At 57.9% G+C, this 20834-nt stretch carries 17 protein-coding genes; 14 read left to right on the plus strand and 3 right to left on the minus strand.

Features of this window, described 5'->3' with window-relative positions; all coding sequences use genetic code 11:
• The 10 genes from AC2FNB_RS13645 to rplA all read left to right on the plus strand — a co-directional run.
• A partial coding sequence (locus AC2FNB_RS13645) for a 4Fe-4S dicluster domain-containing protein (RefSeq protein ID WP_496747172.1) occupies positions 1–788 on the plus strand: 788 nt, incomplete at its 5' end.
• A gap of 2 nt (positions 789–790) precedes the next feature.
• On the plus strand, positions 791–1249 hold the full coding sequence (locus AC2FNB_RS13650) for a FixH family protein (RefSeq protein WP_496747174.1): 459 nt from the start codon (positions 791–793) through the stop codon (positions 1247–1249).
• Positions 1250–1253: 4 nt separating this feature from the next.
• Positions 1254–3431, plus strand: a complete 2178-nt coding sequence (locus AC2FNB_RS13655) for a heavy metal translocating P-type ATPase (protein WP_496747175.1) — start codon at positions 1254–1256, stop codon at positions 3429–3431.
• Between the two features lie 4 nt (positions 3432–3435).
• Positions 3436–3594, plus strand: coding sequence for a cbb3-type cytochrome oxidase assembly protein CcoS (ccoS, locus tag AC2FNB_RS13660; protein ID WP_480750177.1), 159 nt, complete (start codon positions 3436–3438; stop codon positions 3592–3594).
• 45 nt (positions 3595–3639) lie between these two features.
• On the plus strand, positions 3640–4044 hold the full coding sequence (locus AC2FNB_RS13665; RefSeq protein WP_496747177.1) for a (R)-mandelonitrile lyase: 405 nt from the start codon (positions 3640–3642) through the stop codon (positions 4042–4044).
• Between the two features lie 86 nt (positions 4045–4130).
• Positions 4131–4328: a preprotein translocase subunit SecE gene (gene secE, locus AC2FNB_RS13670; RefSeq protein ID WP_480750179.1), complete on the plus strand. Its 198-nt coding sequence runs from the start codon at positions 4131–4133 to the stop codon at positions 4326–4328.
• 214 nt (positions 4329–4542) lie between these two features.
• A complete protein-coding gene (nusG, locus tag AC2FNB_RS13675) occupies positions 4543–5076 on the plus strand; it encodes a transcription termination/antitermination protein NusG (RefSeq protein ID WP_496747179.1) in 534 nt (177 codons plus the stop codon).
• 141 nt (positions 5077–5217) lie between these two features.
• A complete protein-coding gene (locus AC2FNB_RS13680; protein WP_496747181.1) occupies positions 5218–5919 on the plus strand; it encodes a hypothetical protein in 702 nt (233 codons plus the stop codon).
• A 193-nt stretch (positions 5920–6112) separates the two neighbouring features.
• Positions 6113–6562 (plus strand): 50S ribosomal protein L11, encoded by a 450-nt coding sequence (rplK, locus tag AC2FNB_RS13685; protein WP_480750182.1) that lies wholly within the window; start codon positions 6113–6115, stop codon positions 6560–6562.
• A 1-nt stretch (position 6563) separates the two neighbouring features.
• Positions 6564–7262, plus strand: coding sequence for a 50S ribosomal protein L1 (rplA, locus tag AC2FNB_RS13690; RefSeq protein WP_480750183.1), 699 nt, complete (start codon positions 6564–6566; stop codon positions 7260–7262).
• A gap of 72 nt (positions 7263–7334) precedes the next feature.
• Here the strand turns inward: rplA and AC2FNB_RS13695 are convergent, their stop codons facing one another.
• Entirely contained in the window at positions 7335–8102 is a 768-nt protein-coding gene (locus AC2FNB_RS13695; protein WP_480750184.1) for a class II glutamine amidotransferase, read from the minus strand.
• 273 nt (positions 8103–8375) lie between these two features.
• Positions 8376–9230, minus strand: a complete 855-nt coding sequence (locus tag AC2FNB_RS13700; protein ID WP_496747184.1) for a glycosyltransferase — start codon at positions 9228–9230, stop codon at positions 8376–8378.
• A 606-nt stretch (positions 9231–9836) separates the two neighbouring features.
• Here AC2FNB_RS13700 and rplJ point away from each other — a divergent pair.
• From rplJ to rpoC, 4 genes are all read left to right on the plus strand, one after another.
• Entirely contained in the window at positions 9837–10355 is a 519-nt protein-coding gene (gene rplJ, locus AC2FNB_RS13705; protein ID WP_480750186.1) for a 50S ribosomal protein L10, read from the plus strand.
• Positions 10356–10437: 82 nt separating this feature from the next.
• Positions 10438–10815, plus strand: coding sequence for a 50S ribosomal protein L7/L12 (gene rplL / locus AC2FNB_RS13710; RefSeq protein ID WP_480750187.1), 378 nt, complete (start codon positions 10438–10440; stop codon positions 10813–10815).
• 250 nt (positions 10816–11065) lie between these two features.
• Positions 11066–15199, plus strand: coding sequence for a DNA-directed RNA polymerase subunit beta (gene rpoB / locus AC2FNB_RS13715; RefSeq protein ID WP_480750188.1), 4134 nt, complete (start codon positions 11066–11068; stop codon positions 15197–15199).
• A 49-nt stretch (positions 15200–15248) separates the two neighbouring features.
• Positions 15249–19490 (plus strand): DNA-directed RNA polymerase subunit beta', encoded by a 4242-nt coding sequence (gene rpoC, locus AC2FNB_RS13720; protein ID WP_480750189.1) that lies wholly within the window; start codon positions 15249–15251, stop codon positions 19488–19490.
• 380 nt (positions 19491–19870) lie between these two features.
• Here rpoC and AC2FNB_RS13725 read toward each other — a convergent pair whose 3' ends face one another.
• On the minus strand, positions 19871–20689 hold the full coding sequence (locus AC2FNB_RS13725) for a DUF2189 domain-containing protein (protein ID WP_496747187.1): 819 nt from the start codon (positions 20687–20689) through the stop codon (positions 19871–19873).
• Positions 20690–20834: the final 145 nt, after the last annotated feature.

The following is a 20834-nucleotide window of genomic DNA, read 5'->3' on the forward strand; positions in this document are numbered from 1 at the left end:
TCTGCATCTACGCCTGCCCTTGGCCGCGCATTCAGGCGGCGATGATGGACGAAGACACGCTCGTCGTCGGTTACCGTGAATGGCGGGGCGAGCCGCGTGGCAAGGGCAAACGCGTCGAGGAGTCGGAGCTGGGCGATTGCATCGATTGCATGGCCTGCGTCAACGTGTGCCCGGTCGGCATCGACATCCGCGACGGGCAGCAACTGGAATGCATCACTTGCGCCCTGTGCATTGACGCCTGTGACGACATGATGGCCAAGATTGGCAAGCCGCGTGGATTGATCGACTATATGGCGCTCAGTGACGAAGGTCGCGAGCGTGCAGGGCACCCACCCAAAAACGTCTGGAAGCACATCTTGCGCCCGCGCACGATCCTCTACACCAGTCTGTGGTCGGCGGTCGGGTTCGCGTTGCTGTTCGCGCTCTTCATCCGATCCGATATCGACTTGACGGTGGCGCCAGTGCGCAACCCGACCTTCGTGACCTTGTCGGATGGATCGATCCGCAACACCTATGACGTCCGGCTGCGCAACAAGCATGGCGAAGACCGGCTGTTCAAGTTGTCGCTGACGGGTGATCCGACCATGCGCATACAGATTGAAGGCACTGATTACGATGTTGTCAACGTTCCGGCTGACACGGCACAGCTCACTCGTGTATATATCATGGCCTCCAAGGATGCTGCGCCGTCCGCGGCTCAGGCAACTCCGGTCCGGATCTGGGTCGAGGATCTGACCAGTGGCGAGCGCGCCTACAAAGACACCACGTTCAACGGACGAGGGAACTGACCATGGCGGAACGCCAGTTTACCGGAAAACATGCGCTGGCTGTATTTGTCGGGGCGTTTGGTGTGATCATCGCGGTGAATCTGATTCTGGCCTATAGTGCGGTGAAGACCTTTCCGGGGCTTGAGGTAAAGAATTCTTATGTCGCCAGCCAGGAATTCAACACCCGCCGCGACGCGCAGGAATCTTTGGGTTGGACCGTGCGTGCCGATGCGGCGGGCGGGTTGATCTTTCTTTCGATCATTGATGCATCCGGCACCCCAGTTGAGGTGCAAAAGCTTGACGCGGTTGTGGGGCGGGCAACCCATGTGAACGAAGATAGCCGGCCCCAATTTCGCTTTGACGGCAGTGCCTATGTGGCCAAGGCCGAATTGGGAAAAGGCAACTGGAACATTCGTATGGTCGCTACAGCTGCGGATGGCACGGAATTCACCCAAAGGGTGCTTCTGCACGTAAAAGGATGATGTGATGTCTGCCCAGATGCGCCCAGGCACAGCGGCTTGCCCCGGATGCCTCGCGGCTCCGGCTGAACCGGCGCGCGCCATCCCCGAGGATGTTCAGATTGCTCTGTCGCTGCCGGGCATCCACTGCTCGGGATGCATTGCCACAGTCGAACGCGAGTTGAACGCCTATCCCGGCGTCGCCGATGCTCGGGTCAATCTGACGCTCAAGCGGGCAATGATCCAGGCTTCGGCGAATGTGCGCGCTGCCGATCTTATCCCAGTGCTGGAGCGCGCAGGCTACGAAGCGCATGAGCTGGATACCGGCGCGCTGGCGGCAACGCAGACCGACAAGGCGGGCCGTAACCTTCTGATGCGACTTGCGGTGGCGGGGTTCGCCTCGATGAACGTGATGTTGCTTTCGGTATCGGTTTGGTCCGGGGCATCGGACGCCACACGTGACATGTTTCACTGGATTTCGGCGGCCATTGCGCTGCCAGCGATTGCGTTTTCAGGACAGCCGTTCTTTGCGAATGCGTGGAGTGCGCTTCGCGTTCGTCGCCTGAACATGGACGTACCGATCGTTCTGGCCATTGTTTTGGCGCTGGTCACTTCGCTTTGGGAAACCTCGCTGAGTGGCGAGCATGCCTATTTCGATGCCGCCCTGACTCTGACCTTCTTTCTGCTGGCAGGACGTTATCTCGATTATCGAACCCGGGCCGTGGCGCGGTCTGCTGCCGAAGAACTGGCGGCACTGGAAGTTCCGCGTGCCATACGTGTGGCCAACGACATCGAGGAAGAAGTTGCCGTCTCCACGCTTGCGGTCGGCGATCTGGTGCTTGTGCGCCCGGGTGGCCGGATGCCAGTGGATGGCGAGGTCGTATCCGGTCGCTCCGAATTGGACCGTTCGCTGCTGACTGGCGAAACGCTCCCCGTCTTTGCCGAACCGGGCTTGATCGTGAGTGCGGGCGAGGTGAATCTGACTGGCCCCCTGACCATCCGCGCCACAGCGGTGGGGCAGGAAACCTCGCTGCATCGCATGGCGGATCTGGTGGCTATCGCCGAGTCAGGCCGGTCACGCTATACCTCGCTGGCCGACAGTGCAGCCAAACTTTATGCACCAGGCGTTCATATCCTGTCAGCGCTCAGCTTTCTCGGCTGGTATCTGTATTCAGGTGATGTTCGCACGGCGTTGAACATCGCCGCCGCCGTTCTCATCATCACCTGCCCCTGCGCTTTGGGTCTGGCGGTTCCGGCCGTGACCACCGCCGCCTCCGGGCGGTTGTTCCGTCGGGGCTTGCTGATCAAACACGCAACCGCACTGGAGCGTCTGGCCGAGGTGGACACGGTCGTCTTTGACAAAACGGGCACTCTGACCGCCGGAACGCCGGAACTGACCAATCTGGGCGATCACACGCGGACCGATCTGGAAATCGCACTGGCGCTGGCCGAGGCATCGTCTCACCCGTTGTCGGTTTCACTAGCCAAGACTGCTCGCGCTACCGGGATAAAGCCAGCGGGCATTGCCAATCTGATTGAGGTTCCCGGTTATGGAGCCAAAGGTCAGTTTCGCGGTCAGACCGTACGCCTGGGCCGTGCGGCATGGGTAGGTGCAGAACAGGGCAATCAAACAGCCGCATGGTTGGCAGTTGGGGACCGCGCGCCGGTGGCATTCGTTTACACGGACGCGCTGCGTCCCGGCGCGGTACAAGCCGTGGCCGCTCTTCGCAATGCCGGCAAGCAGGTGGCATTGATTTCCGGCGATACCCAAGGCGCCGTTGCGGAGCTGGCAGAGCGGCTTGGCATTCAAGATTGGGTGGCCGAGGCCTTGCCCGAAGACAAGGTCAAGCGGGTGCAGCAGCTGACGGAGGAGGGCCGCAAGGTCTTGATGGTGGGGGACGGCCTCAACGACACAGCGGCGCTTGCGGCGGCACATGTATCGATCTCGCCAGCGTCGGCTCTGGATGCGGCGCGCGTTGCCTCGGATATCGTTTTGCTTGGCACCGAGTTGTCGCCGATTGCTGAGGCTTGTGAGACCGCGACCAAGGCAACCAAACGAATCCGTGAGAACTTTCAGATTGCCACGGTCTATAACGTCATCGCGGTGCCCCTGGCGGTGGCTGGATTGGCGACACCGCTGATCGCCGCCTTGGCGATGTCGACCTCGTCGATTACCGTATCACTGAACGCTTTGCGGCTGAGGTGACCCGATGGAAGTACTGGCTTATCTGATTCCGATCTCTCTCTTGCTGGGGGGTGTTGGTCTTGCCGCGTTCATCTACACGGTTCGTACCAACCAGTATGACGACCCCGAAGGGGACGCCCGGCGAATCCTCGACAATCAATGGGACGACAAGCCCAAACCTTGACATGTGTCGAGTCGGGGGCGCGAGCAAAGGGTCAGGAGGTGCGCTATGGAAATATTCAGGTCGGACAGCCGAGAGGGGCGAAAAGCGCCGCGGGACTGGTTTACCGGAACGGTTTGGCTAGAGCCGGTGATTGAAGCGCCCGAGCCGGCGCGCGTTCGGGCATTCCGGGTTTCCTTTGACGCTGGCGCGCGTACAGCATGGCATACCCACCCGTTGGGCCAGACGTTGTATGTTCTGTCAGGTGTCGGGCTGGTTGGGCGCCGTGGCGAAGCGCCCCGGACAATTCGACCCGGAGATACAGTCTGGATTCCGCCGGGCGAAGAACACTGGCATGGTGCAGCGCCGGAAACGGAAATGGTCCACCTCGCCATTCAGGAGGCTCTGGATGACCACATCACCGACTGGCTGGAACAGGTCGATGACGCGGATTACCTGCAACCGCCGGCCTGATATGCGCCGCGCGTCCGCCCGCCCTTGAAATTACCGCATTGCCCGGCTATGTCCGGCCCATTCGCAAGCAGAGAGACACAAGCCAAATGGCCACCATGAATCCGATCCAGTTCATCCAGCAGGTCCGCGCCGAAGTCGCAAAGGTCGTATGGCCGACGCGCCGCGAGGTGCTGCTGACCACGGTCATGGTGTTCATCATGGCGACACTGACCGCCATTTTCTTTGCGCTGGTGGATCTGGGCATCCGTGGCGGGCTGCAGCTGATTCTGGGTATGTTCAACTAGGCAAGCCCTCGGGAACGCCCGGTTAAATCCCGGACGCCCCTTGCACAACGCGCCATGTCGGAGTAGGTGACGCGAAACCCTTTGGGACGGGCGTGCGGCGATTCGAGTTGCGCGCCGCTTTTTGTTCCGGGTTGTGCGGTGAAACCGCTGAGAAATTTCAATGACGGGCGCGCTCCGGACAGTGTGCCAAAGGCAGAACAAGGACGACAGGTTCATGGCGAAACGGTGGTACTCGGTCAGCGTTCTTTCGAATTTCGAGAAAAAGATCGCAGAACAGATCCGCACGTCCGTGGCCGAGCAGGGTCTTGAGGACGATATCGACGAAGTTCTGGTGCCCACCGAAGAGGTGATCGAAGTGCGCCGGGGCAAGAAGGTCACGACAGAGCGCCGCTTCATGCCCGGCTACGTGCTGGTGCACATGGAAATGTCCGACCAGGGCTATCACCTGATCAACTCGATCAACCGGGTCACCGGTTTCCTTGGCCCGCAAGGCCGCCCGATGCCGATGCGCGACGCCGAAGTGAACCAGATCCTCAACCGCGTTCAGGAAGGCGAAGAAGCGCCCAAGCTGATGATCTCGTTCGAGATTGGCGAAAAGGTCAAGGTCAACGATGGTCCGTTCGAGGATTTCGACGGCATGGTCGAAGGCGTGGACGACGAGAACCAGAAACTCAAGGTCTCGGTTTCGATCTTTGGCCGCGAAACGCCGGTTGAACTGGACTTTACGCAGGTTACGAAGCAGGGGTGAGAAGCTTCTGAGAGAGATTTTGACGCCGTGATGCCTTGGGCATTGCGGCGTTTTTTGTTTGTCCGCCCGTCTGAAGAAGCGGCTGTTGACAAAGCCAAAGCCTTATAGACTTTAACTACCCAAACACCGGAAGATATACTCTTGTTTAGATTCCATACTGCGGTCACTTTCATTCTATTAAATTGTATCGGCTTCGCGTTTGCAGTGACTATTGGGGGGCTTCTTTTTGCACCTGCTGCGGCTGACACACATCAATCAGCAGCTTTGTTTGAAGAGGCGCTGCGAGCGAACGCAAATCTTCAGAACGATCGCCTGCAAGAAATTGTGTCCAACGTGCCTGAGGTGCTGCTTGAGCGTAACGAAAGCGGTGTGTCCTTAATCGAGTTTGCTTTCTTCTATTTAAATGAGGATTTGGTGAGTCAAACCAATTTTGAGTTCCTTGAATTTCTGATCAGTAACGATTTCTTTGATCAGAAAGTGGATAAGGCACCGCACGTCTCGTTCGCCGTTCAAGCGTTGAGAGGGGCTGATGACCAGATCGGCAGAACAGACCTCTCGGATGATATGATTGTCCATGACACTCGCGCACCGTTCATTGTCTTACTATCAAATGCTGTCAGTGACCGTATCTCGCAGAACCCGTTAAGTAGTGAAGAAAGTTTGGACATCGTTCTAGAGGTTTGCAAAGCAATGGCCTTTGAGGCAGGGTACGAAGAGCTTTTCGGCGCTCAGCTTGTTCACGCCGTTTCAGATACGCTAACACCCCAGCAGAAAAGCTTTGTTGGCGTTTACTCACAGACAGGAACACTGGACGGTCTCTGCGTAGAGAAATTCTTGCGCTGAGGCTGCGGGCATATTCAATCACTAAAGGGGTGAGCGATCCCCTTGCCAACCCCGCCATTCCACTGTAAACGCCGCCTCTATCGTCTTCGGGCGAGATTCTCTCGTGGGAGATGGACGGATCGCGATCCTGAAATCGGACCACGCAACATTCTCCGGGCTGGACGCGTCCCGCCCACGTTGAAAGGAAAACCACATGGCTAAGAAGCTTGTTGGTTCGATGAAGCTGCAGGTTCCTGCAGGTCAGGCAAACCCCTCTCCGCCGGTCGGCCCCGCACTGGGTCAGCGCGGCATCAACATCATGGAATTCTGCAAGGCGTTCAACGCCAAGACCGCAGACATGGAGCCCGGCGCGCCGTGCCCGACCGTGATCACCTACTATCAGGACAAGTCCTTCACCATGGACATCAAGACGCCGCCCGCGTCTTATTACCTGAAAAAAGCCGCTGGTCTGAAGCCGGTTGGCAAACGCAACCGCCCACGCGGTGCGGAAAATCCTGGCCGTGAAACAATCGCAACCGTGACCTCGAAGCAGGTCCGTGAAATTGCGGAAGCCAAGATGAAAGATCTCAACGCCAACGACATCGAAGGCGCAATGCAGATCATCCTGGGCTCGGCCCGCTCCATGGGCATCGAGGTGAAGTAAGATGGCTAAACTCGGAAAACGGACCCGCGCCGCACGCGAAGCTTTTGCCGGCAAGGAAAACCTGTCGGTCGAAGAAGCAGTTTCCCTGATCAAGGCAAACGCCTCGGCCAAATTCGATGAAACCGTCGAGATCGCCATGAATCTGGGCGTCGACACCCGCCACGCCGACCAGATGGTCCGCGGCGTCGTCGGCCTGCCGAACGGAACTGGCAAAACCATGCGCGTTGCAGTGTTTGCTCGCGGCCCCAAGGCGGACGAAGCCAAGGCAGCCGGTGCTGACATTGTTGGCGCAGAAGACCTGATGGAAACCATTCAGGGCGGCAAGATCGAGTTCGACCGCTGCATCGCGACCCCGGACATGATGCCCGTCGTAGGCCGTCTGGGTAAGATCCTTGGCCCCCGCAACCTGATGCCGAACCCCAAGGTTGGCACCGTGACCATGGACGTGAAAGCCGCCGTGGAAGCAGCCAAAGGCGGTGAAGTCCAGTTCAAGGCGGAAAAAGGCGGTGTTGTGCACGCCGGTGTTGGCAAAGCGTCGTTTGACGAAACCAAGCTGGTCGAAAACGTCCGTGCCTTTGTGTCGGCCGTGGCCAAGGCAAAGCCGTCGGGCGCCAAGGGCACCTACATGAAGAAAATCGCGCTGAGCTCGACCATGGGTCCCGGCGTGACCGTGGATGTGGCGCAGGCTTCGAGCGAATAAGCACGAGCATTCAGCGGTAAAACCAAGCGGGCGGCCCCAAACAGGCCGCCCGTTCTGCATTTCCAGGATGTATCAAAGGCCAAGCTCGCGGATGCTTGCTTCGCCCTTTACCAACGAAAAGAAGCTTCGATCGGCGACAGGTTCCCAGGAACCGACCGACCTGTCCAGCGGCTCCGACGCGACGACTTTTCCGCCGTTGTCCAGCCCTTCCCCGAAATAAAGCGACGGGCTGCGCCGGTCACTGGAATAGCGGAAGGAATAAAGAGCCGAGCCATCGGAAAAGGCAGTCGCCATCCTGTTGGGCTGTTCGGTTTCTCCCTGAACTTCTTCAATCTGCCTGATTGTCGTGACGACAGCTTGAAAGGGGCATTCGTCTAACCCATTCGCCAGCAGCAACAGAAACAACAATTCAGAATCCGTGCTGCCGCGGCGGGCATGATAGCACTCGTCCGGCAGGAAGGCTTCAAGTTCCCGCCGTATACGCCCGAAATCGCCGATCTGACCGTTATGCATGAACGACCATTTGCCATAGGTGAAAGGATGGCAGTTGCTACGTGACGTCTCACCAAAGGTCGAGGCCCGAACGTGCGCCAGGAACAGGTGCGACTTAATCATGCGGCACAGGTCCAGAAGATTGCCATCCGACCACGCGGGCAGGACGTCACGGTACAGCCCTGGGTGCTCCTGCTCTGCATACCAGGCCATGCCAAATCCGTCACCATTCACCGCCAGCTTGGCCTCGGCGGCATGCTGGCTTTGTTCCAGCAGCGAATGTTTGGGCAAGATGATAATGTTTTCAAGCGGGATGCTTACGCCGCAATACGCTGCGAATCTGCACATATTTTCATTCTTTCCAGAATTCGAGAAGACCACATTCAATAGTGCCCAATGCCAGGAACAACAAAAGGATTTTCGAACTTAACGGCGATCTGCAGCAACCGGGTATTATGAACCGTAGTCAAAAGCCGCTTCTGAAAGGCCAATCAGATTGCCTCGATTTTCCCTCGACCATCCTTTTTCAATACGCCGGATACAAAAGACCCATCACAGCATATAACACACAAGCAGAACCCAGCCCGGTAAGTAGTTTCTAACTCTCAGTGCTCAAAGGGTTCAGCCTTCTGTGGAAACGCCAGCACTTGGTGCGTCAGCCACGATTTGTTTCAGCTTTTCAGGGGTGAAAGTTGGGAACTCGCGCCGGATCAAGCGCTCGACGCGGTTTCTCGCGCGCTCAGTCTCAAAGTTTGGATCGGTGGAAATTGCCTTGCGCAGTTTCCGTCCTTGTCGGGCGCGAGTGTCCGAGCTGTTGTGGGCCACATGTATGTATGCATGTGGGCGAGGATCCATGATCGACGGGTTGAGTTCGTAGTACCCTCTATGCCGCCCTTGATACGGGTTGCGTATCTGCCCGGGTGCATTCACCAGTGCCCAGGCGATTGCGATATAGGGTTCAAATTTCCGCAGAAGAAAAGAGTCCGTTCCGTCATGGGCTAGGTAAAATCCGCGCGGCATCGATATCAGGGTGTTGGGAACCGCATGTTCGCCCAGCCGTTTCAGGCGCGATATCGTGTATGCGGAAATCGCATCGTCGTCGTCCATCCTAAAATGAACAGTCTTTTGTTCAATGCCAGAGGTCAGTTCTTCTACTTTTGGGTTAAGAGCGTCTGTAATGTGGTCTGCGTCACTATAAATTATTTCGATTTGTGGAATATCAGCGCAGGCTTGTTCTAGGCTCGCTTTATAGACGTCCGGCATGATTGTAGAGGCGGCCACAATGACCTTGAAGTCAGGGTCGGTTTGAAAGCGGAGAGATGGCAGAGTGATGTTTTCCAGAAAGTACAGGCGTTCGGCCATGCGCTCAGGGTTGTAGAGGGCGTCCAAACGCTCTGCTTCCTCTAGTTCCGCCCGACCGATTTTGGTGTCGTTTCTGCCAAAATAGGAAAATCGAATGTAGCCAAAAACCTTCATGAAGTGCTCATTTGTATGGGGATCTTTGTGTTTGGGGGGATTTTTCAACGCAGATTGTCGCTAAACCTATGGGTCCCTTTTGAGGGTCTGGAATCGTGTGTGACTTCTGGTGGACCCCCGCGCCGGTTCGATGGAGTCGATTGACTGATCTAAGTCAAAAGCGTTTTGTTAGAAAGATCCATCAATTTATCTGGTTTTGGTTGGCGTGCTTGTTGTCAATTTCGCAACACCAAACGCCGTGCGACCTCCGACGCCGGAAAATCTGATGTTGTACCATCCTGACGGCGCGAAACACACTTTCTGGCAAAAGGGTTTTTGCGGCGAGATCCTGATTTACCCCTTGGAAACCCAGGCTGTCTGGCCTAAAGAGGGCTGCGGAGTAAAGCGTGCGATTCGTCGTGCGCTTTATTTTGTTTCGTCCAAGACGGTGGGTGGGTCCATATGGCCCCTTAATTTCCTGCCTGAGACGGGAAAGACCAAAGAATTCGAGGGTCCCACCCTCGGGCGATTTTTGGCTCAACCCCGTACAACGGACCTGAACGCCGGGGCTCAGGCCTCGGCAAATATGAGCCGGGATGACCCATCATCCCTAATTTGGAGAGAACTGTGGATAGAGCCCAGAAAGAGAAAGTGGTCGAGGAACTCGGCCAGATCTTCGAAAGCTCTGGCGTCGTGGTGGTTGCTCACTACGCCGGTCTGACAGTTGCCGAGATGCAGGATCTGCGTTCGCGTGCACGCGAAGCAGGCGGGTCCGTGCGTGTTGCCAAGAACAGGCTCGCCAAAATCGCCCTCGAGGGTAAGCCGTGTGCAAGCATGGCCGACCTGCTGACGGGTATGACCGTTCTGACCTATTCCGAAGACCCCGTGGCAGCAGCCAAGGTGGCCGAGGACTTCGCCAAGGATAACAAGAAATTTGAGATCCTCGGCGGCGCAATGGGCGAGAACGCTCTGGACCGGGCCGGCGTCGAAGCCGTGTCGAAAATGCCGTCGCGCGAAGAGCTTATTGCTCAGATCGTGTCGTGCATCGGCGCACCTGCTTCGAACATCGCTGGCGCGATTGGCGCACCTGCAAGCAATATCGCAAGCATCCTTTCCACCATCGAAGAGAAGGCGGAAGCTGCGTAAGCGGTTGGCACTGAATGATCTGCGTGGGGTTGTGAATGCCCCGACGTTGGAACACACACTGTAAACGGAAAGAGCTGATACAATGGCTGATCTGAAGAAACTGGCAGAAGAGATCGTTGGTCTGACCCTGCTGGAAGCACAAGAACTGAAAACCATCCTCAAGGACGAGTACGGCATCGAGCCCGCAGCTGGCGGCGCCGTCATGGTCGCAGCAGCTGGTGGCGACGCCGGTGGCGCAGCCGAGGAAGAAAAGACCGAATTCGACGTCGTTCTCAAGAACGCTGGCGCTTCGAAAATCAACGTCATCAAAGAAGTTCGTGGCATCACTGGCCTGGGCCTGAAAGAAGCCAAGGAACTGGTCGAAGCCGGCGGCAAGATCAAAGAAGGCGTTTCGAAAGAAGAAGCCGAAGAAGTCAAGGGCAAGCTGGAAGCAGCTGGCGCCGAAGTCGAGCTGGCCTAAGCCAACCGACAGGTGCATCGCTGATGTGCCGCAGGATTTGGCTGGACCCGGAGAAATCCGGGTCCAGCCGAACCTGTCTTAGAAAGGGCCTCTGACAGGGGGGCGTTTTCTAAGACACGGTTTTCGGATCGGGAGGCCGCCTTCGGGACGGTGGCCATGAATTGATCCGGACGTGTCGTCTCGAATGTGCAAGATGCCGGGGCCCGACGGTGTCTTTGCCCGCTGAGAACATCGAAAGGTGACATCTGACATGGCTCAATCGTTCCTTGGCCAGAAACGTCTTCGTAAATATTACGGCAAAATCCGCGAAGTTTTGGAAATGCCGAACCTCATTGAGGTACAGAAATCTTCTTATGATCTTTTCCTGCGTTCCGGTGATGCCGAACAGCCAGCCGACGGCGAAGGTATCAAAGGCGTGTTCCAGTCGGTTTTCCCGATCAAGGATTTCAACGAAACTTCCGTTCTGGAGTTCGTGAAGTACGATCTGGAAAAACCGAAATATGACGTCGAAGAGTGCATGCAGCGCGACATGACCTACAGCGCGCCGCTCAAGGTTACTCTGCGTCTGATCGTCTTTGATGTCGATGAGGACACCGGCGCCAAGTCGGTCAAGGACATCAAGGAGCAGGACGTCTTCATGGGCGACATGCCCCTGATGACTCCGAATGGCACCTTTATCGTCAACGGCACTGAACGTGTGATCGTGTCCCAGATGCACCGCTCGCCGGGCGTGTTCTTTGACCATGACAAGGGCAAGACCCATTCCTCGGGCAAGCTGCTGTTTGCCTGCCGCATCATCCCGTATCGCGGCTCGTGGCTGGACTTCGAGTTCGACGCCAAGGACATCGTTTTTGCCCGCATCGACCGTCGCCGCAAGCTGCCGGTGACGACGCTGCTATATGCGCTGGGTCTGGATCAGGAAGGCATCATGGATGCCTATTACAATACCGTTTCCTACAAGCTGGCGAAGAAGAAGGGATGGGTCACCCCGTTCTTCCCCGAGCGCGTGCGCGGCACCCGTCCCACCTATGACCTGATCGACGCCGCCTCGGGCGAAGTGATTGCCGAAGCCGGTAAGAAGATCACCCCGCGCGCGGTCAAGAAATTGATCGAGGAAGGTGCCGTCACCGACCTGCTGGTTCCGTTCGATCATATCGTAGGCAAGTTTGTCGCCAAGGACATCATCAACGAAGAAACCGGTGCGATCTATGTCGAAGCCGGGGACGAGTTGACGCTGGAATATGACAAGGACGGTGAACTGATCGGCGGTTCCGCGAAAGAATTGATCGACGCGGGCATCACCGATATCCCGGTTCTGGATATCGATAACGTCAATGTCGGCCCCTACATGCGCAACACCATGGCGCAGGACAAGAACATGAACCGCGAAACCGCGCTCATGGATATCTACCGCGTCATGCGCCCGGGTGAGCCGCCCACCGTCGAAGCGGCGTCCGCCCTGTTCGATACGCTGTTCTTTGACAGTGAGCGCTATGACCTCAGCGCTGTTGGCCGGGTCAAGATGAACATGCGCCTTGCGCTGGACAAGCCGGACACTCAGCGCACGCTGGACCGCGAAGACATCGTGGCCTGCATCAAGGCACTGGTGGAACTGCGTGACGGCAAAGGCGATGTGGACGACATCGACCACCTCGGCAACCGCCGGGTGCGCTCGGTCGGCGAACTGATGGAGAATCAGTACCGAGTCGGCCTGCTGCGCATGGAGCGCGCGATCAAGGAACGCATGTCGTCGGTCGAGATCGACACCGTCATGCCGCAGGACCTGATCAACGCGAAACCGGCTGCTGCTGCCGTGCGCGAGTTCTTTGGCTCGTCGCAGCTGTCGCAGTTCATGGACCAGACCAACCCGCTGTCCGAAGTCACCCACAAACGCCGCCTGTCGGCGCTTGGCCCCGGTGGTCTGACGCGCGAGCGCGCGGGCTTCGAGGTTCGCGACGTGCACCCGACCCACTATGGCCGGATGTGCCCGATTGAAACGCCGGAAGGCCCGAACATCGGTCTGATCAACTCGCTGGCCACCTTTGCCCGCGTGAACAAGTATGGCTTCATCGAAACGCCTTATCGCGTCGTCAGCGAAGGTCAGGTGACCGATGAGGTCCACTACATGTCCGCGACCGAGGAAATGCGTCACACTGTGGCGCAGGCCAACGCGACGTTGGACGAGAACGGCAAGTTCATCAACGAGATGGTCAACACCCGCCAGGCCGGCGACTATACGCTGGCGCCGGTGGAAAGCGTCGACCTGATCGACGTGAGCCCGAAACAGCTGGTTTCGGTTGCCGCCTCGCTGATCCCGTTCCTCGAAAACGACGACGCCAACCGCGCTCTGATGGGCTCGAACATGCAACGTCAGGCGGTTCCGCTGCTGCGGGCCGAGGCACCGCTGGTCGGTACCGGTATCGAGGAAAAGGTTGCGATCGACTCGGGCGCTGCGATTCAGGCGAAACGCGCCGGTATCATCGACCAGGTCGATGCCCAGCGTATCGTTATTCGCGCCACCGAGGATCTGGAATTGGGCGATGCTGGCGTTGACATCTATCGTCTGCGCAAGTTCCAGCGTTCGAACCAGAACACCTGTATCAACCAGCGTCCGCTGATCAAGGTGGGTGACACCGTCCAGAAGGGCGAAGTCATTGCCGACGGTCCGTCGACCGACATGGGTGAACTTGCTCTGGGTAAGAACGTGGTCGTCGCGTTCATGCCGTGGAACGGTTACAACTACGAAGACTCGATCCTGATCTCGGAACGTATCGCACGTGATGACGTCTTTACCTCGGTCCATATCGAGGAATTCGAAGTCGCCGCCCGTGACACCAAACTGGGCCCGGAAGAAATCACCCGCGACATCCCGAACGTCGGTGAAGAAGCGCTGCGCAACCTCGACGAGGCGGGCATCGTTTACATCGGTGCGGATGTCGAACCAGGCGATATTCTGGTCGGCAAAATCACTCCGAAGGGCGAAAGCCCGATGACCCCGGAAGAAAAGCTGCTGCGCGCCATCTTTGGTGAAAAAGCATCCGACGTGCGCGACACCTCGCTGCGCGTTAAGCCGGGCGATTACGGTACGGTCGTCGAGGTTCGCGTCTTCAACCGTCACGGCGTCGAAAAAGACGAGCGTGCATTGCAGATCGAGCGTGAGGAAGTCGAACGTCTGGCCCGTGACCGGGACGATGAGCTGACGATCCTTGACCGCAACATCTATGCGCGTCTGCAAAGCTTGATCCTGGGCAAAACCGCTGTCAAAGGCCCGAAAGGTGTCAAGGCAGGATCGGTGATCACCGAGGATCTGCTGGACACTCTGACCCGTGGTCAATGGTGGCAGCTGGCGCTGGAAGACGAGCAGGACGCACAGATCGTTGAGGCTCTGAACGAGCAGTACGAAGTGCAGAAGCGCGCTCTGGATGCCCGTTTCGAGGATAAGGTCGAGAAAGTCCGCCGTGGCGACGACCTGCCGCCGGGTGTGATGAAGATGGTCAAAGTCTTCATCGCCGTGAAGCGTAAGCTGCAGCCGGGCGACAAGATGGCCGGTCGTCACGGGAACAAGGGTGTGATCTCCAAGGTTGTTCCGATGGAAGACATGCCGTTCCTGGCCGATGGTACTCCGGTTGACTTCTGCCTGAACCCGCTGGGTGTGCCTTCGCGTATGAACGTGGGTCAGATCCTTGAAACCCACATGGGTTGGGCCGCGCGCGGTCTGGGTCTGAACATCGATGAGGCACTGGGTGAATACCGCCGCTCCGGCGACCTGACCCCTGTACGCGAAGCGATGAAGCTGGCCTATGGCGAAGATGTCTACGAAGAAGGCATCACCGGCATGGACGAGGACACGCTGGTCGAGGCAGCGGGCAACGTGACCCGCGGTGTTCCGATCGCAACTCCGGTCTTTGACGGCGCCAAAGAGGCTGACGTCAACGATGCGCTGGTGCGTGCAGGCTTCTCGCAAAGCGGTCAGTCGATCTTGTTCGACGGTCGTACCGGTGAGCAATTTGCGCGTCCGGTCACTGTGGGCATCAAGTACTTGCTGAAACTGCACCACCTGGTGGACGACAAGATCCACGCGCGTTCGACCGGGCCGTACAGCCTGGTCACCCAGCAGCCGCTGGGCGGTAAGGCGCAGTTCGGTGGTCAGCGCTTTGGTGAGATGGAGGTCTGGGCTCTGGAAGCTTACGGCGCCGCCTACACCCTGCAGGAGATGCTCACCGTGAAATCGGATGACGTCGCCGGCCGGACCAAGGTCTATGAGTCGATCGTCAAGGGCGAGGATAACTTTGAAGCGGGCGTACCGGAATCGTTCAACGTTCTGGTGAAAGAAGTCCGTGGCCTCGGCCTGAATATGGAACTCCTGGATGCGGAGGAAGAGTAGGGGCGGCAGCGCCCCACACTCATCCCATCCCAATTTGTAAGGACGCAAAATGAACCAGGAAATCACCAACAACCCGTTCAATCCGCTGACGCCCCCGAAAGTGTTCGACGAGATCAAGGTCTCGCTGGCGTCGCCCGAGCGGATTCTGTCTTGGTCCTATGGCGAGATCAAGAAACCCGAAACCATCAACTATCGCACGTTCAAGCCCGAGCGTGACGGTCTGTTCTGCGCGCGCATCTTTGGCCCGATCAAAGATTACGAATGTCTGTGCGGCAAATATAAGCGGATGAAGTATCGCGGCGTTGTCTGCGAGAAATGCGGTGTGGAAGTCACCCTGCAGAAAGTCCGCCGCGAGCGCATGGGCCATATCGAACTGGCCGCGCCCGTCGCGCATATCTGGTTCCTGAAATCGCTGCCGTCCCGCATCGGTCTGATGCTGGACATGACGCTGCGCGATCTGGAACGGGTTCTCTACTTTGAAAACTACGTCGTCATCGAGCCCGGTCTGACCGACCTGACCTACGGCCAGATGCTGACCGAAGAAGAGTACATGGACGCACAGGATGCCTATGGCATGGACGCGTTCACCGCGAATATCGGTGCCGAAGCCATTCGCGAGATGCTGGCCCAGATCGATCTGGAAGCCGAAGCCGAGCAGCTGCGCGCCGATCTGGCCGAAGCAACCGGCGAACTGAAGCCCAAGAAGATCATCAAGCGTCTGAAGGTTGTTGAATCCTTCCTCGAGTCGGGAAACCGACCCGAGTGGATGGTAATGACTGTGATCCCGGTCATTCCGCCGGAACTGCGCCCGCTGGTTCCTCTGGATGGTGGCCGATTTGCGACCTCGGATCTGAACGATCTGTATCGCCGCGTGATCAACCGGAACAACCGTCTGAAACGTCTGATCGAACTGCGCGCGCCTGACATCATCGTCCGCAACGAAAAGCGGATGTTGCAGGAATCCGTTGACGCTCTGTTCGACAACGGTCGTCGTGGCCGCGTGATTACCGGCGCCAACAAGCGTCCGCTGAAATCGCTGTCGGACATGCTGAAAGGCAAGCAGGGTCGTTTCCGTCAGAACCTTCTGGGCAAGCGGGTCGACTTCTCGGGCCGTTCGGTTATCGTGACTGGTCCCGAACTCAAGCTGCACCAGTGTGGTCTGCCCAAGAAGATGGCGCTGGAGCTGTTCAAGCCGTTCATTTACAGCCGCCTTGAAGCCAAGGGTCTGTCTTCGACCGTCAAACAGGCGAAGAAACTTGTCGAGAAAGAGCGCCCCGAAGTGTGGGATATCCTCGACGAGGTGATCCGCGAACACCCTGTCATGCTGAACCGTGCGCCGACGCTGCACCGTCTTGGCATTCAGGCATTCGAACCGGTCCTGATCGAAGGTAAAGCGATCCAGCTGCACCCGCTGGTCTGTTCGGCTTTCAACGCCGACTTCGACGGTGACCAGATGGCCGTTCACGTGCCGCTGAGCCTTGAGGCACAGCTGGAAGCCCGTGTTCTGATGATGTCGACAAACAACGTTCTGTCGCCAGCAAACGGCGCGCCGATCATCGTTCCGTCGCAGGACATGATCCTGGGTCTCTACTATGTGACCCTGGAACGCGAAGGCATGCCGGGTGAAGGCAAGGTCTTTGGTTCGATCGACGAAGTTCAGCACGCGCTGGACGCGGGTGAAGTGCATCTGCACACCAAAATCACCGCGCGGATCACGCAGATCGACGACGAAGGCAACGAAGTTCAGAAGCGTTATGAAACCACTCCGGGCCGTCTGCGTCTGGGTGCGTTGCTGCCGATGAACAACAAGGCGCCGTTCGAACTGGTCAACCGTCTGCTGCGAAAGAAGGAAGTGCAGCAGGTGATCGACACCGTCTACCGTTACTGCGGGCAGAAAGAGTCGGTTATCTTCTGTGACCAGATCATGTCGATGGGTTTCAAGGAAGCGTTCAGGGCCGGCATCTCGTTCGGCAAGGACGACATGGTCATCCCGAACGACAAGTGGGGCATCGTTGATGACACCCGCGATCAGGTGAAGGATTTCGAACAACAGTACATGGACGGCCTGATCACTCAGGGCGAAAAGTACAACAAGGTTGTCGATGCCTGGTCGAAATGTAACGACCGCGTCACCGAGGCGATGATGAACACCATCTCGGCTTCCGCGCGTGACGAGAATGGTGCCGAGCAGGAACCGAACTCGGTCTACATGATGGCCCACTCCGGTGCGCGGGGCTCGGTGACTCAGATGAAACAGCTGGGTGGTATGCGTGGCTTGATGGCCAAGCCGAACGGCGACATCATCGAGACGCCGATCATTTCGAACTTCAAGGAAGGTCTGACCGTTCTTGAATACTTCAACTCGACCCACGGTGCCCGTAAGGGTCTGTCGGATACCGCTCTGAAAACCGCGAACTCGGGCTACCTGACCCGTCGTCTGGTGGACGTGGCGCAGGATTGCATCGTGCGTGAAATCGACTGCGGCACCGACCGCGCAATCACTGCCGAAGCAGCGGTTAACGACGGTGAAGTCGTTGCCTCTCTGGCCGAGCGTGTGCTGGGTCGTGTCTCTGCCGATGACGTTCTGCGTCCGGGAACGGATGAGGTTCTGGTCGCTGCAGGTCAGCTGATTGACGAGCGTATGGCTGACGCCATCGACGAGGCTGCCGTTGCTTCAATGCGGATCCGCTCGCCTCTGACATGTGAGTCGGAAGAGGGCGTTTGCGCCACCTGCTACGGTCGTGACCTTGCGCGCGGTACCATGGTGAACACGGGCGAGGCTGTCGGTATCATCGCCGCACAGTCGATCGGTGAACCGGGTACACAGCTGACGATGCGGACGTTCCACATCGGTGGTGTTGCCCAAGGTGGTCAGCAGTCGTTCCAGGAAGCAAGCCAGGACGGCGTCATTGCCTTCGAAAACCCGCAGATCCTGGTCAATGCCGCAGGCGAAAGCCTGGTCATGGGCCGTAACATGAAGCTGGTGATCAACGACGAACACGGCGAAGAACGCGCCAACTTCAAGCTGGGCTACGGCTCCAAGCTTTTCGTCAAGGACGGCACCAAGGTCAAGCGCGGCGACAAGCTGTTCGAATGGGATCCCTACACCCTTCCGATCATCGCCGAGAAAGCCGGTACCGCGAAATATGTCGACCTGGTTTCGGGCCTTGCGGTTCGCGACGAGACCGATGACGCAACCGGCATGACCCAGAAGATCGTGATCGACTGGCGCGCGGCGCCACGCGGCAGCGACCTCAAGCCCGAAATCATTCTGGTGGGCGAAGATGGCGAACCGGTGCGCAACGATGCGGGCAACCCGGTACACTATCCGATGTCGGTGGATGCGATCCTGTCTGTCGAGGACGGCCAGCAGATCGAAGCCGGTGACGTTGTCGCGCGTATTCCGCGCGAAGGCGCCAAGACCAAGGACATCACCGGTGGTCTGCCACGTGTTGCGGAACTGTTCGAAGCACGTCGTCCCAAGGATCACGCAATCATCGCCGAAGCCGATGGTTACGTACGCTTTGGCCGCGACTACAAGAACAAGCGCCGCATCACCATCGAACCGGCCGACGAGTCGATGGAGCCGATCGAATACATGGTACCCAAGGGAAAACACATCCCGGTGCAGGAAGGCGACTTCGTGCAGAAGGGTGACTATATCATGGACGGCAACCCGGCCCCGCACGACATCCTTGCCATCATGGGCGTCGAAGCGCTGGCGGATTACATGATCGATGAGGTGCAGGACGTCTATCGCTTGCAAGGTGTTAAGATCAACGACAAGCACATCGAAGTGATCGTGCGCCAGATGCTGCAGAAGTGGGAGATCCTCGAATCCGGCGATACCACCCTGCTGAAGGGCGAGCATGTCGATAAGCAGGAATTCGATGCGGCCAACGAAAAGACCATCGCACGCGGCGGTCGCCCGGCCCAGGGTCAGCCGATCCTGCTTGGCATCACCAAGGCCTCGCTGCAGACGCGTTCGTTCATCTCGGCGGCGTCGTTCCAGGAAACCACCCGCGTTCTGACCGAAGCCTCGGTTCAGGGCAAGAAAGACAAGCTGGTGGGTCTCAAGGAAAACGTGATCGTCGGTCGCCTGATCCCGGCCGGTACGGGCGGCGCAACCCAGCGCGTCCGCCATATCGCGCAGACCCGCGACAACGTGGTGATCGAAGCCCGCCGGGAAGAGGCCGAAGCCGCCGCTGCCCTGGCCGCTCCGATCATGGAGGACGACATCATCGGGGACGAACTCGACACCCTGGTCGATACTCCGGAAAGCCGTGAATAAACTTTGGTCTATGTCGAAAACAAAACCCGCGCTCAGGCGCGGGTTTTTTTTGTGCGCGTGCCAGAAAGCCGTGTTGGTCAGTCAGAGTCTGAAGTGGGTCCGGCAAAACTTCGGCTGGTGAGCACAAAGTGAACACTGCGGCGGGTTAAGCTTCTCGCACCAATCGAATAAAGGAAAAACTGGTCAGACCGGTAAGAAGGATGGGTCTATTGCCCGGTTATTCCGGCTATCTTCAGATTCGACGATTGTTACCCGGCACTGATTGCTGGCATTGCTCAATTCGGCACGCCCGAGGACTTGCTGCTCGGTCCCGCGGAAATTGAGCATTACCCCCGCCGACGAAACAAGCACGCAGGCTCTCTGAGTGGCGGCTGGATACATCATCCTTCGGCGGCAGACACTGCCCGCTGATAGAGATGCCATGTGGTGTGACCAAGGATCGGAAGGGTAAAGATCAGCCCCAGAAACGCGGGAACCAGCGACAACAGCATTGTGACCGATATGATCGCCGCCCAGCTGAGCATGACCACTGGGCTTTCCGAGACGACGCGTAAAGAGGTTAACATGGCGGAAACAAAATTGGTTTCCCGGTCCAGCAGCATCGGCATGGCGACGACGGTCACCGAGAACAGGACAGCCGACAAAAACGCGCCCACACAGGTGCCGACCGCAAGAAAGATCCAGCCCTGAGGTGTAAAGAATACGGTGTTCAAAAAACCGTCAAGATCCGAAAAGGATGCATTTTGCAGGATGATCGCCAGCCAAAGCCGAACCTGGTAAATCCACACCCAGAAAATGAACAGGGTGACAAAGGCCATCCAGCCCATTTCGCGCTTGCGTTGATTGGCCATGACGATGAGGATCTCGGACCAGCCAAAACTCTCTCCCTTCTGCAACCGGCGGGACATCTCGTAAAGCCCGGCAGCGGCGAAGGGTGCGATCAGCGGAAAGCCTACAATGGCAGGAATGATCATCCAGATCTGACCAAGCCAGACCAAACTCCAAACCAGCAGGATTCCGAAGGTTGCATAGAACAGGCCGAAAAAGCCGCTCATGACGGGGCGCGACAGAAAGTCGGAAAACCCGGCCTTCAGCGAAGCGGAAATATCACCCCCGGTCACTCTATTGACCTTGGGCAAGGCCCCTTGTTGCGGCGTCAGATTGTCCGGTGGTGTAGGGTCTGCAGTCTTGGATGTCATGACACACTCCTCCCAAAGCGTGGCATCGCGCTGGTCCGTCTGCCAACAGATCCGACTGTGAGGCAGACATTCCTCTCCCGCATACAAATTTGCATCAAGTGAAGCGCAAGGGCAAGTTGGGAGTGTGATCGCTTCGCCCCAAAGC

Source organism: Ruegeria sp. BHSB058, assembly GCF_059613285.1.

What these genes read in the sequence shown, in the direction of transcription:
- AC2FNB_RS13650 (WP_496747174.1), top strand. Translation starts at nt 791, where the DNA reads ATGGCGGAACGCCAGTTTACCGGAAAACATGCGCTGGCTGTATTTGTC.
- AC2FNB_RS13655 (WP_496747175.1), top strand. Translation starts at nt 1,254, where the DNA reads ATGTCTGCCCAGATGCGCCCAGGCACAGCGGCTTGCCCCGGATGCCTC.
- ccoS (WP_480750177.1), top strand. Translation starts at nt 3,436, where the DNA reads ATGGAAGTACTGGCTTATCTGATTCCGATCTCTCTCTTGCTGGGGGGT.
- AC2FNB_RS13665 (WP_496747177.1), top strand. Translation starts at nt 3,640, where the DNA reads ATGGAAATATTCAGGTCGGACAGCCGAGAGGGGCGAAAAGCGCCGCGG.
- secE (WP_480750179.1), top strand. Translation starts at nt 4,131, where the DNA reads ATGGCCACCATGAATCCGATCCAGTTCATCCAGCAGGTCCGCGCCGAA.
- nusG (WP_496747179.1), top strand. Translation starts at nt 4,543, where the DNA reads ATGGCGAAACGGTGGTACTCGGTCAGCGTTCTTTCGAATTTCGAGAAA.
- rplK (WP_480750182.1), top strand. Translation starts at nt 6,113, where the DNA reads ATGGCTAAGAAGCTTGTTGGTTCGATGAAGCTGCAGGTTCCTGCAGGT.
- rplA (WP_480750183.1), top strand. Translation starts at nt 6,564, where the DNA reads ATGGCTAAACTCGGAAAACGGACCCGCGCCGCACGCGAAGCTTTTGCC.
- AC2FNB_RS13695 (WP_480750184.1), bottom strand. Translation starts at nt 8,102, where the DNA reads ATGTGCAGATTCGCAGCGTATTGCGGCGTAAGCATCCCGCTTGAAAAC.
- AC2FNB_RS13700 (WP_496747184.1), bottom strand. Translation starts at nt 9,230, where the DNA reads ATGAAGGTTTTTGGCTACATTCGATTTTCCTATTTTGGCAGAAACGAC.
- rplL (WP_480750187.1), top strand. Translation starts at nt 10,438, where the DNA reads ATGGCTGATCTGAAGAAACTGGCAGAAGAGATCGTTGGTCTGACCCTG.
- rpoB (WP_480750188.1), top strand. Translation starts at nt 11,066, where the DNA reads ATGGCTCAATCGTTCCTTGGCCAGAAACGTCTTCGTAAATATTACGGC.
- rpoC (WP_480750189.1), top strand. Translation starts at nt 15,249, where the DNA reads ATGAACCAGGAAATCACCAACAACCCGTTCAATCCGCTGACGCCCCCG.
- AC2FNB_RS13725 (WP_496747187.1), bottom strand. Translation starts at nt 20,689, where the DNA reads ATGACATCCAAGACTGCAGACCCTACACCACCGGACAATCTGACGCCG.